Annotated in this window: 13 protein-coding genes and 1 pseudogene; 4 read left to right on the forward strand and 10 right to left on the reverse strand. The window is 72.8% G+C overall.

All coding sequences use genetic code 11. The features are described from left to right. Positions 1-33 precede the first annotated feature (33 nt). The 5 genes from LTT61_RS08025 to LTT61_RS08045 all read right to left on the reverse strand — a co-directional run bounded on the left by LTT61_RS08025 (position 34) and on the right by LTT61_RS08045 (position 4116). Positions 34-726 (reverse strand): hypothetical protein, encoded by a 693-nt coding sequence (locus tag LTT61_RS08025; protein ID WP_233019294.1) that lies wholly within the window; start codon positions 724-726, stop codon positions 34-36. Positions 727-755: 29 nt separating this feature from the next. Further along, entirely contained in the window at positions 756-1646 is an 891-nt protein-coding gene (locus LTT61_RS08030; protein ID WP_233019295.1) for a hypothetical protein, read from the reverse strand. A gap of 165 nt (positions 1647-1811) precedes the next feature. Beyond that, on the reverse strand, positions 1812-2324 hold the full coding sequence (gene nusB, locus LTT61_RS08035; protein WP_233019296.1) for a transcription antitermination factor NusB: 513 nt from the start codon (positions 2322-2324) through the stop codon (positions 1812-1814). Positions 2325-2344: 20 nt separating this feature from the next. Then, complete coding sequence (efp, locus tag LTT61_RS08040) at positions 2345-2908, reverse strand: elongation factor P (RefSeq protein ID WP_233019297.1); 564 nt, start codon at positions 2906-2908, stop codon at positions 2345-2347. A gap of 50 nt (positions 2909-2958) precedes the next feature. After that, entirely contained in the window at positions 2959-4116 is a 1158-nt protein-coding gene (locus LTT61_RS08045; protein ID WP_233019298.1) for a M24 family metallopeptidase, read from the reverse strand. 129 nt (positions 4117-4245) lie between these two features. On the opposite strand from LTT61_RS08045, the gene LTT61_RS08050 reads away from it, so the two are divergent. The 4 genes and pseudogenes from LTT61_RS08050 to aroB all read left to right on the forward strand — a co-directional run bounded on the left by LTT61_RS08050 (position 4246) and on the right by aroB (position 8216). Beyond that, complete coding sequence (locus tag LTT61_RS08050; protein WP_233019299.1) at positions 4246-4719, forward strand: prepilin peptidase; 474 nt, start codon at positions 4246-4248, stop codon at positions 4717-4719. Between the two features lie 55 nt (positions 4720-4774). Next, positions 4775-5983 carry a chorismate synthase gene (gene aroC, locus LTT61_RS08055; RefSeq protein ID WP_233019300.1) on the forward strand — a complete coding sequence of 403 codons (1209 nt, stop codon included), beginning with the start codon at positions 4775-4777 and terminating at the stop codon, positions 5981-5983. Beyond that, a pseudogene (locus LTT61_RS08060) lies at positions 5980-6498 on the forward strand (shikimate kinase); the annotation flags it as partial. The gene aroC and the pseudogene LTT61_RS08060, both read left to right, overlap by 4 nt. Before the next feature lie 599 nt (positions 6499-7097). After that, positions 7098-8216 carry a 3-dehydroquinate synthase gene (gene aroB, locus LTT61_RS08065; protein WP_233019301.1) on the forward strand — a complete coding sequence of 373 codons (1119 nt, stop codon included), beginning with the start codon at positions 7098-7100 and terminating at the stop codon, positions 8214-8216. A 168-nt stretch (positions 8217-8384) separates the two neighbouring features. Here aroB and LTT61_RS08070 read toward each other — a convergent pair whose 3' ends face one another. From LTT61_RS08070 to alaS, 5 genes are all read right to left on the reverse strand, one after another. Beyond that, on the reverse strand, positions 8385-8840 hold the full coding sequence (locus LTT61_RS08070; RefSeq protein ID WP_233019302.1) for a B-4DMT family transporter: 456 nt from the start codon (positions 8838-8840) through the stop codon (positions 8385-8387). A gap of 104 nt (positions 8841-8944) precedes the next feature. Further along, a complete protein-coding gene (locus LTT61_RS08075; protein WP_420094752.1) occupies positions 8945-9796 on the reverse strand; it encodes a shikimate dehydrogenase in 852 nt (283 codons plus the stop codon). Then, on the reverse strand, positions 9786-11333 hold the full coding sequence (locus tag LTT61_RS08080) for an endolytic transglycosylase MltG (protein WP_233019303.1): 1548 nt from the start codon (positions 11331-11333) through the stop codon (positions 9786-9788). The genes LTT61_RS08075 and LTT61_RS08080 overlap by 11 nt, the downstream gene beginning before the upstream one ends. A gap of 29 nt (positions 11334-11362) precedes the next feature. Then, the gene (gene ruvX, locus LTT61_RS08085; RefSeq protein ID WP_233019304.1) at positions 11363-11938 is read right to left on the reverse strand and encodes a Holliday junction resolvase RuvX; all 576 of its coding nucleotides are present in this window, start codon (positions 11936-11938) and stop codon (positions 11363-11365) included. Further along, the gene (gene alaS / locus LTT61_RS08090) at positions 11938-14604 is read right to left on the reverse strand and encodes an alanine--tRNA ligase (RefSeq protein ID WP_233019305.1); all 2667 of its coding nucleotides are present in this window, start codon (positions 14602-14604) and stop codon (positions 11938-11940) included. The genes ruvX and alaS overlap by 1 nt, the downstream gene beginning before the upstream one ends. Positions 14605-14611 lie beyond the last annotated feature (7 nt).

Genomic DNA, 14611 nt, shown 5'->3' on the forward strand with positions numbered 1-14611 from the left:
CCCGGCCGGGTCCGCTCGACCGTCGCACCAGTGTCATTCATCGGGCCTCCGGTCGCTGGTGGCGTCGTCGCGCAGCCGGGCCAGAACGAGTCCGGCCACCCGACGGGTCTCCTCGGGGGTGCACACGGTCCGGTGCACCCGGTGGTCGTGGACGTGCGGCGGGGCGAGCGACAGGTCCGGTCTGCCGTGCCGATCCCGGCCCAGCGCGACCGTGGCGGCCTCGCCGCCCACCTCCGATACATGGAATACACCGTAGGGCAGTTCGTACACGTCGCCGCGCCGGAAGAACTCCCGCGACCTGCGGCGATACGAAACCATGCGGTCCGTGCCGCGCACCTGGTCGCCGTCGCGTCCGCTGTGGATTTCGTAGAGCCGGTGGGTCGGCGCAACACCGCCCGCGTCGATTTCCACCACTTCGTTACCGACCTCGCCGTAGAGCACCGTGCTCACCAGGTCCCAGCTGTGCGCGTGGATCGCCGACGTGGTCGAGGAGGAGCGCACCCCCTCGGTCCACACGTGCAGGCAGACCCCGTGCCCGGCCTCCCGGAACACCGGGAAGCAGACGAAGCCGAGCGGGTGCCGCACCGCGTGCGCGGGCCGGTCCCCGGTGAGCAGCGCGGCCAGGTAGCAGGCGGCCCAGGTCCGCACGGCATGCGGGCGGCCGCCATCCAGCAGCCGCCGCAGCAGGCGGTAGTCGGAATCGGAGTGCGGGGCGATGCTCTTCATGCGGGGCTCACGGGGTCAGCGGGTGTCGATCAGTAGGGATTCCTCGGTTGCAGCGCGCGGCGCACGATGTCGGCGACATCGCGATCGGTGAAGGTGGCCGGCAGTGGCAACGCGAGCGCGTCGAAGAGCCTGCGCACCTGGTCCACCGAGGGCTCGTCGGCCAGCGGCACGGTGTCCGCCCGGCTCAGCTCCACCTCCCGCGCCTGCTTGAAGCTGGCCACCAGCTCCCGGCTGAGGTCGCGGTAGTAGGGCTTGTCCCGCTCGAACATGAGCGCGGGCGAGTTGGTGCTCTCCTGGGTGACGATCACGCAACTGGAGGAGAGATCCCAGCGGAACGTCGACATCACCTTGGACAGCCCGACTCCGATGGTGAGGAAGGTGAAGCGCTGCCGGTACCAGCAGGCCGCGAGCACGGTGGCGAAGGCCTCGCGCCGGGTGCGGTCGGTGGTCCACGCCTCGCCGGTGCGGTCGCCCTCCGGGGTCAGCGAGGTACGGAACTGGGCGTAGATCTTGCAGAGCTGCTCGTCCAAGGGGTCGAGGATCTCCAGCTGCATGCGCAGTGGCCGCTGCTCCCGCCTGGCGTTCTCCACGCAGGAGCGCAGCGTGACGGCGCGGATGTAGGTTCCGGTGCCGCCCTTGAAGATCCACTGCTCGGTGCCGCCGCGGGCCAGCGTGTGCGCGTGCCCGATGGCCGAGCCGTACAGCAGCTGCACCGACGACGCGTCCCTGAGCGCCTGCGCGGACAGGTGCCGGTCGCGCAGCAGCGTGCCCGCGAGCAGGCCGAGCACCAGCAGCACGATGGCATTGACGCTGTCCACGTCGATCAGATCCAGCACCGCCAGGATGCCGACGATGAACGCGAGGACCAGCGCCACGAGCCCGTCGATGTTGTTGCGCAGCCACGCCAGCGCGCGCGTCATCGGAACTCCCCTCCACGTGTGCGTCCAGCATACGGGTGCGGTGCGCACGGCAGACCCGAACCGGGACCGATTGCCTCACAGGGGTGTTGAGGGATGAACGAAGAGCAGCGACTGCCCGCTCGGCGGCAGAGCCGCCGCGGCGCCGGAGTCCGGCGCCGCGCGCGGTCAGTTCGCGGTGTCCCCGCCGCGCGGGGCGCGGGTGGCGGCCGCAGCGGCGCGCACCTGCTCCGCCACCAGCACCACCTTGCCGAGCACGCCGTTCACGAAGCCGGGCGAGTCGTCGGTGGAGAGCTCCTTGGCCAGCTCGACGGCCTCGTCCACCGCGACCACCGGCGGCACATCCGGGGCGTGGAACAGCTCCCACACCGCGATCCGCAGGATGGCCCGGTCCACGGCGGGCAGCCGGGAGAGCGCCCAGTCCTGCAGGTAGGACTCGATCGTGTTGTCCACCCGGTCGAGGTCGTCGGCGACGCCGTCGACCAGGGTCCGGGTATAGGGGTGGACCGGCGCGACCGTCTGGTCCCGGCCTGCCAGGTCGACCCGCTCGTCGGCGAGCACGGCCGGGTCGACATCCCGGGCCTCGGCCTCGAAGAGCAGGTCCACTGCCCGGCGGCGGGCTTTGTGCCGGGCGCCGAGCTTCTTGTACGCGGGCTTCTTGTCCGCGGGCTGATCCGCCACGTCTCGGGTCGCCGGGGTCGTCAGGCGTTGACCCGGCCGAGGTAGCTGCCGTCGCGCGAGTCGATACGCAGCTTGTCGCCGGTGTTGATGAACAGGGGCACCTGCACCTCGGCATCGGTCTCCAGGGTGGCGGGCTTGGTGCCGCCGGTGGAGCGATCGCCCTGCAGGCCGATGTCGGTGTGCTTCACCACGAGCTCGACGGTGACCGGAAGCTCGACGAAGAGCGCCTCACCCTCGTGCGTGGCGACCTGCACCTGCATGTTCTCCAGCAGGAAGCGGGCGCCGGGGCCGACGGTGGACTCGCCGATCGAGAGCTGATCGAAGGTCTCGCCGTCCATGAAGATGTAGTCCGAGCCGTCGTGGTAGAGGTAGGTCATGTCCCGCCGGTCGACCGTGGCGGTCTCCACCTTGACGCCCGCGTTGAAGGTCTTGTCGACCACCTTGCCGGACAGCACGTTCTTCAGCTTGGTGCGCACGAAGGCGGGGCCCTTGCCCGGCTTGACGTGCTGGAATTCGGTGATCTGCTGAAGTTGACCGTCGATCTTCAGCACCAGGCCGTTCTTGAAGTCGCTGGTGTCCGCCACTGTGCTCGGGTCTCCTCGTTGTCTGCGTATGGGGGTTCGCGGCGACCGGGTCAGCCGACCTCGGTCAGGTCCTTGCCGGTGCGGGTGAGCAGTTCCGGGCCCTCTTCGCGCACCACGAGCGTGTCCTCGATCCGGACTCCGCCGCGGCCGGGAAAGTACACACCTGGTTCGACGGTCACCGCCACGCCGGACAAGAGTGTACCGGTTGCCGTTTTCGCGATACCCGGCGCTTCGTGGATGCGCAGCCCGACCCCGTGCCCGAGGCCGTGCACGAAGAACTCGCCGTGCCCGGCCGCCTCGATCACCGTGCGCGCGGCGGCGTCCACGTCACCGGTCCTGGCGCCGGGGCGCAGCGCCTCCCGGCCCGCCCGCTGCGACTCGCGCACGAGCTCGTAGACCTCGCGCTGCCACGCCGCGGCGGGGCCGAGAACGAAGGTCCTGGTCATGTCGGAGTGGTAGCCGTCGACGATCGCGCCGAAATCGATCTTCACGAAGTCACCGGCGGCGAGCACCGCCCCGGTGGGCCGGTGGTGCGGCACCGCGGAGTTGGCGCCCGCGGCGACGATGGTCTCGAAGGCGACCCCGGCGGCGCCGTGCTCGAACATCGCCCACTCCAGATCCCTGGCCACCTCGCGCTCGGTGCGGCCCGGCCGCAGCCCGCCGCGCTCGAGCAGGGTGGCGAGCCCGGCGTCGCCCGCCGCGCAGGCGGCGGCGAGCCGATCCACCTCGTAGCCGTCCTTGACCATCCGCAGCTGCTCGACCAGCCCCGGCACCGCCACCAGCTCCAGCCCGGTGCGCTGCTCCGCCAGCGCGCGGTGCTGGTCGACGGTCATCACGTGGCTCTCGTAGCCGATCCGGCCCAGCTGCCACTCCCCTGCCAGCTCCACGATCCGCGGCGCGCAGGCGCGGGCGATCTCGGCGCGCAGATCGGGCACCTGCTCGGCCACCTGGCTGCGGTATCTGCCGTCGGTGCAGAGCACCGTGCGCTCCTCGGAGCCCCGCATATCCCACGAGTGCACGAGAAGCACGGCATTGGAGCCGGTGAAGCCGCTGAGATAGCGGATGTTCACGAGATCGGTGACGAGCAGGGCGTCGACGCCGTTCTCCACCAGCAGGCTGCGCAGCGCGGCGCGGCGTGCGGCGTGATCGGGAACGAGCGGGGCACCGGTGGGCGACCCGGGGGGCTGTGGCGCTGGATCATCGGGCATGGCGTCGAAACTACTCCGCCGGGCCGCTCCGGCTACCGGGGAAAGGCCGAGTTGTGCACAGCTGCGGAGTTGTCCACAGGCACGGGATCGGCGGTTCCCGGCGGCGGTCCGCCCCGGCACGCTGAACGCATGTCCGCTTCCCTCGCCCTCCCGCTCTTCGCCGCCTGGTGCGCTCTCGCCGCCCTCGTCGATCTGCGCACCCACCGGCTGCCCGACCGGCTCACCGCGGCCGGTGCGCTCGCCGTGCTCGGCTATGCCGCGGGCACCGGGCTATTCCTTCCCGCGCTGCTCGGCGCGGTGCTGCTCGCCGGGGTCTATCTGGCGGCGCACCTGGTCGCACCCGCCGGAATCGGCGCGGGCGACGTGAAGCTCGCGGTCGCGCTCGGTGCGGCGGCGGCCTGCGCCGGCGCGCGGGCCTGGGTGTGGGCGGCACTGCTCGCCCCGCTCGGCACCGCCGTCGCCGGGTTGGTGCTACTCGCCCTTCGACATCGGCGCGGGCTGCCGGTACGGGGGCAACCCGTCCCGCACGGCCCGGCCATGTGCGCCGCGACCCTGTTCGCCGTCGCCACGCCGATGGCGGTCGGCCAGGGCGGCCCGTCGTGACCGGCGCGCCGGGCCGTGTGCCCGGGCACCCCGCCCGACATGGGAGGATGAACCCGTGTTGCGCTGGATAACTGCCGGAGAATCCCACGGTCCCGCTCTCGTCGCCCTCCTCGACGGGATGGTCGCCGGCGTCGAGGTGACGTCGGAGGAGATCTCCGCACAGCTCGCCCGCCGCAGGCTCGGGTACGGGCGCGGCGCCCGGATGAAGTTCGAGGCCGACAAGGTCACCGTGGTCGGCGGCGTGCGGCACGGCCGCACCATGGGCGGCCCGATCGCCATCGAGATCGCCAATACCGAGTGGCCCAAGTGGACGACGGTGATGTCCGCCGACCCGGTCGACGCGGCCGAGCTCGCCGAGCTGGCCCGCAACGCCCCGCTGACCAGGCCGCGCCCCGGCCACGCCGATTTCTCCGGCATGCTCAAGTACGGCTTCGACGACGCCCGCAATGTGCTGGAGCGGGCGAGTGCCAGGGAGACCGCGGCCAGGGTGGCCGCGGGCACCGTCGCCCGCAACTTCCTGCGTCAGACCTTCGGGGTCGAGGTGATCTCGCACGTGATCTCGATCGGCACCGCCCGCAGCACCGCCGAGCACCTGCCCGGCCCCGATGATCTGGACGCCGTCGACGCCAGCCCGGTGCGCGCCTTCGACGCCGACGCCGAGGCCGCGATGATCGCGGAGATCGAGGCGGCCAAGAAGGACGGCGACACCCTCGGCGGCGTGGTCGAGGTGATCGTGACCGGGCTGCCGATCGGGCTAGGCTCCTTCACCAGCGGCGAGAACCGGCTGGACGCCAGGCTCGCGGCCGCGCTCATGGGTATCCAGGCGATCAAGGGCGTCGAGGTCGGAGACGGTTTCGAGACCGCGCGGCGGCGCGGAAGCGAGGCGCACGACGAGATGCGGCCCGGTCCGGACGGCATCCTGCGTTCGACCAACCGGGCCGGTGGGCTCGAGGGCGGGATGACCAACGGCGAGCCGCTGCGCGTGCGCGCCGCGATGAAGCCGATCTCGACGGTGCCGCGCGCGCTCGCCACCGTCGACATGTCGACCGGTGACGAGGCCGTCGCCATCCACCAGCGCTCCGACGTGTGCGCGGTGCCCGCCGCCGGCGTTGTCGCCGAGAGCATGGTGGCGCTGGTCGTCGCACAGGCGGCGCTGGAGAAGTTCGGCGGCGATTCGCTCGCCGAGACCACCGACAACGTCACGCGCTACCTGGAGCGGCTGGAGGCCCGTCCACACGTGCCCGCGGGCAGCCGCTCACGATGACCGCGCCGACCGGCCCCCACGCCCCGCGCGTGGTGCTGGTCGGACCGCCCGGCGCAGGCAAGTCGACCATCGGCAGGAAGCTGGCCAGGGAGCTCGGCGTCCCGCTGTACGACACCGACGCCGGGATCGAGGAGGAGACCGGGCGGACAATCCCGGAGATCTTCGCCGCCGACGGCGAGCCGGAGTTCCGCCGGATCGAGGAGCGGGTGGTGCGCCGCGCCGTGCTCGACGAGCTCGGCGTGGTCTCGCTCGGCGGGGGTGCCGTGCTCTCCGAGAGCACGAGGGCGCTGCTGCGCGAACGCACGGTGGTGTACCTGGAGATCAGCGTCGCCGAGGGGCTGCGCCGGACCGGGGCGAGCACCGGGCGGCCGCTGCTCAACGGCGCCGATCCCGGGGCCAAGTACCGGGAGCTCATGCGCATCCGGCGCCCGCTCTACCGCGAGGTCTCCAGCATCAGGGTGCGCACCGACGGGCGCAGCCCCGGCCGCGTGGTGCGGGCCATCCTGGCCGAGCTCGGCGTCGAGACCGACGCACCCGAGGCCGCCGCGCCCGCCGCCGCGCCCATCCCCGCGCACGGCGGCAGCCGTTCGCGGGCGCGCCGCCGGGCGCGGGCCCGCGCCGCCGGGCGGAAGGGGCAGGAGCCCGCCGTGCGCGGTGAGGCCGACCGCGCCGCGAAAGCGGCGGGCAGCACCAGGACCCCTCCGGAACGCACGGCCACCGAGCGCATCTCGGGCGACCGAGTCGCCGCGGAGGGCACCGCGGCCCGCGCGCCCCGGCGTCGGCGCCGCAAACGTCGGGTCACCGCCACCGGGCGCCGTCCGGAGGTCACCGCCGATGGCGGCAGCACGACCGGAGCCGACGCGCCGGGCGACTCCGGCACGGCCGGGCAAGCGGGAGCCGCCGGAAATTTTGATGCCGCTCACACCCGAGGCACCGGGAACCGGAGCTCGGCTCGGGCCGGGGATGCCGGAGAGTCGTCTTCCGGGGGATCCGCCGACCCGGCCGCCACCGGCGCATCGTCCGCCGAGGGCGGCGGGCGGGCGCGGCGCGGCAGGGCCCGGCGCGCCCGCGGGCGCAACCGCCTTCAGACCACACGCACAGATTCGGAGCACACGTGACAGAGCCGATCCGTCTCCAGGTCCGCACCGCCGACCCGTACGAGGTGATCGTCGGCCGCGGGCTGCTCGGCGAACTCGTCGAGTCCGTCACCGCGGGCGGCGGCGTCCGCTCGGTGGCGATCTTCCACCAGCCGCCGCTGGCCGAGACCGCGGAGGCGGTGCGCGCCGCGATCGCCGAGAGCGGGGTGGACGCGCACCGGATCGAGATCCCGGACGCCGAGGCGGGCAAGGACCTCGCGGTGGCCGGGTTCTGCTGGGAGGTGCTCGGCCGGATCGGGCTGACCCGCAACGACGTCGTGGTCAGCCTGGGTGGCGGCGCCGCCACCGACCTGGCCGGTTTCGTCGCCGCCACCTGGATGCGCGGGGTGCGCATCGTGCACGTGCCGACGACGCTGCTGGCCATGGTGGACGCCGCGGTCGGCGGGAAGACCGGCATCAACACCGAGGCGGGCAAGAACCTGGTCGGCAGCTTCCACGAGCCCGCCGCCGTCCTGGTCGACCTGGTGACGCTGGAGACGGTGCCGCGCAACGAGATCGTGGCCGGGATGGCCGAGATCGTGAAGACCGGGTTCATCGCCGACCCGGTGATCCTCGACCTCATCGAGGCCGACCCGCAGGCCGCGCTCGACCCCACCGGCGACGTGCTGCCCGAGTTGATCCGCCGCTCCATCCAGGTGAAGGCGGACGTGGTCGGCACCGACCTCAGGGAGGCCGGGCTGCGGGAGATCCTGAACTACGGCCACACCCTCGGCCACGCCATCGAGCGCCGCGAGCGCTACCGCTGGCGGCACGGTGCCGCCGTCTCGGTCGGGCTGGTCTTCGCCGCCGAATTGGGCAGGCTGGCCGGGCGCCTCGACGATGCCACCGCCGACCGGCACCGCAGCATCCTGGCCGCGCTCGGGCTGCCCACCGGGTACGACGCGGACGCGCTGCCGCAGCTGCTGGAGCACATGCAGACCGACAAGAAGACCCGCTCCGGGGTACTGCGCTTCGTGGTACTGGACGGTCTGGCCAAGCCGGGCCGCCTCGAGGGGCCGGACCCGGCGCTGCTCGCCGCCGCCTACTCGGTGGTCGCCAAGCAGCCCACGCCGAACAACGGCGCCGTCCTGCTCTGACGCCGAAGGGGGGCGGCCCCTCCCGGGACCGCCCCCTCGAGAACGCCGCCTGCCCCCGCCGAGCCCGGCCGAGGGCGCCCGGCGCGCTCTCGGCCGGGCGCGGAGCATGCGTGCACGGCCTGCGACCGGGCGCGGATTATGCGTGCACGGCCTGCGGCTGGGCCGGAGCTATGCGTTCGCGGCCTGCGGCTGGGCGCCGGCCTTGCGGCTACCACCGGCCCGGCGACCGATCGCGCCGCCGATCAGCGCGGGCACGAAGATCAGCAGCACGATGAACGCCGCCCCCGCGGTCAGCTCGAAGAGCAGCCCGTTGTCCCCGAGGTCGAAGCGGGGCAGCAGGTCAAGGATCCAGGACACCAGGCCGCTGCCGATCCCACCGGCCAGCGCGGCCCGCAGCCAGCGCATGGTCAGGTCGGCGCCCTCGCCGCCGCGCTCGACGCGCGCGCGGTCGGCCCTGCCGTCCAGCACACCCCAGGCGACGACCGCCGCCAGCAGCACCACCAGGCAGAGCAGCCGCAGCACCCCGCCGTGGGTGGGCCAGTTCACCATCGCGAAGCCGAGCACGGCCCGCAGGAACACCACCAGCGCACCGAGGACCACCGCGCGCAGCACCCATGTGTTCATGTCCACCTACCGTTCATGCCCATCACCATAACCAAGGCACCGTACCGCTCCTGCGGAAATGCCGGGGTCGCCCGGTCCGGGGTGTCCGAGACGGGCGGAACCGGTCAGCCCGCGAGCGTCGCGGCGAGCGCGGCGCGCATGGCCGCGCGCGGCGCCCGCTGCCCCGTGAACTGCTCGACCTGACCGAAGGCCTGGTTGAGCAGCATCTCCAGCCCGCTCACCACGGTGTGCCCCGCGGCCGAGACGGCGCTCGCCAGCGGGGTCGGCCACGGGTGGTAGAGCGCGTCGAGCACGACCGGCGCCCGAGCCACCGCGGCCGCGACCGCGCCGGCCGCGTCGGCGGGCACGGTGCTGATCACGACGTCGGCGGCGCCACAGCGCTCGCGCAGCACGTCGAGCCGGAAGCCGGTGTACGCGGCGCGCAGCCCGAGCCGCCCCGCCAACTCCAGCGCACCGGCGGCCCGGCCCGCGTCCCTGGCCACCACGGTCACCTCGGAGGCACCGAGATCGCGGAGAGCGAGCAGAGCGGGGCGGGCGGTCCCACCGGCGCCGAGCACCACGGCCCGCGCCACCGCCGACACCCCGGCCTCGCGCAACGCCCCGGCGACCCCGTCGACGTCGGTGCAGTCGGCCCGCCACCCGGCCGCGGTCCGCACCAGGGTGTTCGCGGAGCCGACCAGCACGGCACGATCCGTGCGCGAATCGGCGACGGCCAGCGCCGCCTCCTTGCCCGGCATGGTCACCGAGAGCCCGGCCCACTCCGGGCCGAGCCCGGCGACCAGCCCGGGCAGCGCGGCCGCGTCGCACTCGATCCGCTCGTAACTCCAGTCCAGCCCGAGCGCGCGGTAGGCGGCCAGGTGCAGCTGCGGCGAGCGCGAGTGCGCGATCGGACTGCCGAGCACGGCGGCCCGCCGCACGCTTCCGGCCGCGGGGACACGGCCGCCGTCAGCGCCCACTGTCGAGGATCCCGCTCTCCAGGGCGCGGTCGATATTGCGCAGGTGCTCCGCGTAGGACTCGGTGAAGAGCGTGGTGCCCCGCTGGTCGATGGTCACGAAGTAGAGCCACACACCGGGCGTCGGGTTCTCCATCGCCTTCAGCGCCTCCAGCGAGGGCGAGGAGATCGGGGTGGCCGGCAACCCGGGCATGGCGTAAGTGTTCCACGGGGTCTTCGTGGCCCGGTCCGTGTCGGTGGTGGCCACCTCGGTCTTGTCCAGCGCGTAGTTCACCGTCGAGTCGAACTGCAGCGGCTGGTCCACCTTGAGGCGGTTCACGATCACCCTGGCCACCTTGCCCATGTCCTGGGGCAGCGCCTCGCGCTCCACCAGCGAGGCCGCGATCAGCGTCTCGTAGGGGGTGAGCTGGTTGGTGGCGCCGGATTGCAGCAGCCCGGAGGCCTCGTAGCTGCGCGCGCTCGTACTCACCAGCTGCGCCAGGATCTGCTCCGGGGTGCCGCTGGGGTCGAAGTCGAGGGAGCCCGCCATGATCAGCCCCTCCAGCTGGCGCTGCCGGTCCGGGACCTCGCGGACCGCCTCCCGCGCCCACTCCGGGACGCCGAGCGCGGCCAGGTCGGCGGAGGCACCCGCGGCGTCGAGCTGCTCGTAGGTCACGCACTTCGGCGTGGTGCCGACGCAGCTGGCCGCGGCGATCTTGGTGTAGATGCCCTCCTTGCGGGCGGTGGTGTTCACATCGTGCTGATCGTGCAGCTGCCTGCCCTCGGAGATCACCACGTTGCCGACCCGGCTCTCGCCGCCGACCAGCTCGGCGACGGCCGCCGCGGCGGGGCTGCGGCTGGGAATGGCGTAGAAGCCGGGCTGCACACCGCTCATCGCGGAGTTCTGCACGGCCGCTTCGTAGAAGGCGGCGCTGCTGGCGACCACACCCTTGTCGTACATGGAGGCGGCGATCTGGGTCGCGGTGTCGCCGGACTTCACCTCGACCACCACCGGGTCGCCCGCGGGGCCGGCGAAATCCTCGGCCGGGGTGTAACCGCCGATCAGCTTGCTCCCGACGTAGCCGACCGCGGCCACCACCAGCACCGCGAAGAGCGCGCCGATCAACCAGAAGTTGCGCCTGCGGCGCTTGCGCTCCTCGGCCTTGCGGGAGGCGATCCGGGAGGACTTGCGACCGGAGCGGCCGGGCCCGCGCCGCGCGCGCGTCCCCGTCTCCTCGTCGTCGCGGCGCTGCCTGGACTCGCCCGCGGGGCGCGGCTTGCGCGGGCCGCGGCGCGGCGGCTCCTCGTCCGGGTAGTGCTCGGGGTCGGCGTGGCCGGGCGGGTCGTCCGGGTAGACCCCGTCGCCGGGGTAGGCGCCCGCCTGGTACGGCTCGTCGGGGTAGCCGCCGGGTAGCTGGTCGTCGTAGCGCGGGATGACCCTGGTCTCGTCGTCGTAGCCGTCCCACTCGGGTTCGGCGGCCGCGGGGGCCCTGCGCTTGTAGCGGCGCTCGGCCTCCTTCTGGCGGTAGCGCTCCTCGGCCCGTGCCCAGCGCTCAGACATGCCGGGACGCCTCCCCCCGGCTCGGGCGGTCAGACATGCGGCGGCACCTCTCCCTCGGGTACCACCGTGCGTTCGACCGACTTCACCACCGAGCTCCGTTCGTCCAACCAACCCTGCAGGATCGCCACCGCCGCCGCCTGGTCGATCACCCGTCGGCTGCCGCGTGCGCGAACCCCGCTGTCCCGCAATGCACGTGCAGCTGACACGGTAGTCAACCGTTCGTCGGAGAGTCGGACGGGAACCGGTTGGACCGCTTCCCGCAACCGATCCGCGAACGCGATGGCCACGGCGGCCGATGCGCCGTTCTCCCCCCGCAATGTCCGGGGCAGCCCGACGATCACCTCGACCGCTTCATACTCCCGCACAATCTCGGCTAACCGTGCGATATCCGGCGCCGTGGCGGAATCCGAACCCCGCCCCTTCGCCCGCGCCACGGTCTCCACCGGGGTCGCGAGGATGCCGTCCGGATCGCTGGAGGCCACGCCGACGCGCACGCTGCCGACGTCGATGCCGACCCGCCTGCCGCGACCGGGGTCGCTGTTCGGATCCGGCCGGTCGGCGGGGCGGGCGCCCGCCTGCGGCCCGTGCCGTTGGGAATCAGCCATCAGCCGGCGAGTTCACCCACCCGGCCGCGCACGGCGGCGAGACCTGCCTCGATGCCCGACGGGTCGGAGCCGGAGCCCTGCGCCATCTCCGGCTTGCCGCCGCCTCGGCCCGCGATGCCCGGACCGAAGGCGGCCACCAGGTCACCGGCCTTGATACCGAGTTCCTGGGCGGGCTTGTTCACCGCTACCACGAACGGCACCTTGCCGTCGGCGTTGCCGAGCAGCACCACCACGCCGGGCTCGCTGCCGAGCCTGCCCTTGATGTCGGTGGCCAGGGTGCGCAGGTCGCCGCCGCCGATGCCCGCCGGCGCCGCAGCCGCGACCAGCAGCACCGAGCCGACCCGCTCCGCCCGCTCGGCGAAGGTGGACGCGCTCGCCAGCACGGCGGCGGTGCGGTTGCGCTCCAGCTCCTTCTCCGCGACCTTGAGCCGCTCCACGAGCTGCTCGACCCGGGCGGGCACCTCCTCGGACGGCACCTTGAGCGAGGAGGCGACGCCGGCCAGCAGCGCCCGCTCCTTGGCCAGGTACCGGTACGAGTCCAGCCCGACGAAGGCCTCGACGCGGCGCACACCGGAGCCGACCGAGGCCTCGCCGAGCAGCGTGATCGGGCCGATCTGCGAGGAGTGCTGCACGTGCGTGCCGCCGCAGAGCTCCATCGAGAACGGGCCGCCGATCTCGACGACGCGCACCTCGGAGCCGTAGTTCTCGCCGAAGAGCGCGAGCGCGCCCATCCGCTTGGCCTCGGTCAGGTCGGTGACGAAGGTGTTCACCGGGAAGTCGGCGCCGACCCCGTCGTTGGAGACCGCCTCGATGTCGGCGCGCTGCTGCTCGGAGAGCTGGCCCTGCCAGTTGAAGTCGAAGCGCAGGTAGCCCGGCTTGTTCAGGGAGCCGGCCTGCACCGCGTTCGGGCCGAGCACCTGGCGCAGCGCGGCGTGCACCATGTGCGTGCCGGAGTGGCCCTGGGTGGCGCCGCGGCGCCAGGCCGGGTCGGCCTGGGCCAGCACGACGTCGCCCTCGGTGACGGCGCCCTGCTCGACCGTCCCCTTGTGCACCCACAGCTTCTTGGCGATCTTCTGCACATCGTCGACGCGCAGCCGGAGCCCGGTGGCGGTGATGCTGCCGCGGTCGGCGATCTGCCCGCCGGACTCCGCGTAGAGCGGGCTGCGATCCAGGATCACCTCGACCTGCTGCCCCTCGGAGGCGACCGGTACCCGGACCCCGTCGGCCAGCAGCGCGAGCACGGTGGCCTCGGAGGCCAGCTCGGCGAAGCCGGTGAACTCGGTGGCGCCGCGATCGATCAGCTCCTTGTAGACGCTGAGGTCGGCGTGCGCGTGCTTGCGGGCGGCCGCGTCGTCCTTGGCGCGCTGCCGCTGCTCGGCCATGAGCGAGCGGAAGCCCGCCTCGTCCACGCTGAGCCCGGCCTCGGCGGCCATCTCCAGGGTGAGGTCGATCGGGAAGCCGTAGGTGTCGTGCAGGGTGAACGCCTCGGAGCCGGGAATCGTGCTGCTGCCCTTCGCCTTCACCTCGGTGACGGCGGTGTCGAACAGGATGGAGCCGGTGCTCAGGGTCTTGAGGAAGGCGGTCTCCTCGCCGACGGCGACGGTCTCGAGCCGGCGGAAGTCGGTGCCGAGCTCCGGGTACGAGGGCGCCATGAGCTCGGAGACGACGGTGATCAGCTCGGCCATCACCGGCTTCTCGGCGCCGAGCAGCCGGGCCGAGCGCACGATCCGGCGCAGCAGCCTGCGCAGCACGTAGCCGCGGCCGTCGTTGCCCGGGTTCACCCCGTCCGAGATGAGCATGGCGGAGCTGCGCGCGTGGTCGGCGATCACCCGGAAGCGCACGTCGTCGCCGGGGTCGGCGCCGTAGCCGCGGCCGGTGAGCTGCTCGGCCTTGGCGATGATCGGGCGCAGCAGGTCGGTCTCGTAGACGTTCTCGACGCCCTGCAGCAGCATGGCGATCCGCTCGACGCCCATGCCGGTGTCGATGTTCTTCTTCGGCAGCGTGCCGATCGGCGGGTGGCCCTGCTTGGGGCTCCGGTCACCGCGGATGTCCTGCATGAAGACGAGGTTCCAGATCTCGATGTAGCGATCCTCGTCGGCGACCGGGCCGCCGTCGCGGCCGTAGGCGGGGCCGCGGTCGTAGTAGATCTCCGAGCACGGGCCGCCGGGGCCGGGCACCCCCATGTCCCAGTAGTTGTCCTTGCCGTCGCGGAACTGGATCCGCTCGGCCGGGATCCCGGCGACCCGCTGCCAGATCTCGGCGGCCTCGGGGTCGGACTCGTAGGCGGTGACCCAGATCCGCTCCGGGTCGAAGCCGTAGCCGCCCTGCTCCTGCGACTTCGTGATCAGCTCCCAGGCGAAGCCGATGGCCTGCTCCTTGAAGTAGTCGCCGAAGGAGAAGTTGCCCGCCATCTGGAAGAAGGTGTTGTGCCGCGTGGTGACGCCGACCTCTTCGATGTCCCCGGTGCGGACGCACTTCTGGACGCTGGTCGCGCGCGGGTAGGGCGGCTCCTCCTGCCCCAGGAAGTACGGCTTGAACTGCACCATTCCCGCGTTCACGAACAGCAGGTTGGGGTCCGCCAGGATCAGCGAGGCGCTGGGCACCTCGGTGTGTCCGGCACGGACGAAATGGTCCAGGAAGCGCCGTCGGATGTCGTGGGTCTGCACGGAAGTC

The organism is Nocardia asteroides, assembly GCF_021183625.1.
Lineage (GTDB): Bacteria > Actinomycetota > Actinomycetes > Mycobacteriales > Mycobacteriaceae > Nocardia > Nocardia asteroides_A.

Coding starts and splice junctions, on each gene's coding strand:
- ruvX (WP_233019304.1), bottom strand. CDS start 11,938: ATGGCTGATTCCCAACGGCACGGGCCGCAGGCGGGCGCCCGCCCCGCC.
- LTT61_RS08050 (WP_233019299.1), top strand. CDS start 4,246: ATGTCCGCTTCCCTCGCCCTCCCGCTCTTCGCCGCCTGGTGCGCTCTC.
- LTT61_RS08025 (WP_233019294.1), bottom strand. CDS start 726: ATGAAGAGCATCGCCCCGCACTCCGATTCCGACTACCGCCTGCTGCGG.
- LTT61_RS08045 (WP_233019298.1), bottom strand. CDS start 4,116: ATGCCCGATGATCCAGCGCCACAGCCCCCCGGGTCGCCCACCGGTGCC.
- LTT61_RS08030 (WP_233019295.1), bottom strand. CDS start 1,646: ATGACGCGCGCGCTGGCGTGGCTGCGCAACAACATCGACGGGCTCGTG.
- LTT61_RS08070 (WP_233019302.1), bottom strand. CDS start 8,840: ATGAACACATGGGTGCTGCGCGCGGTGGTCCTCGGTGCGCTGGTGGTG.
- LTT61_RS08080 (WP_233019303.1), bottom strand. CDS start 11,333: ATGTCTGAGCGCTGGGCACGGGCCGAGGAGCGCTACCGCCAGAAGGAG.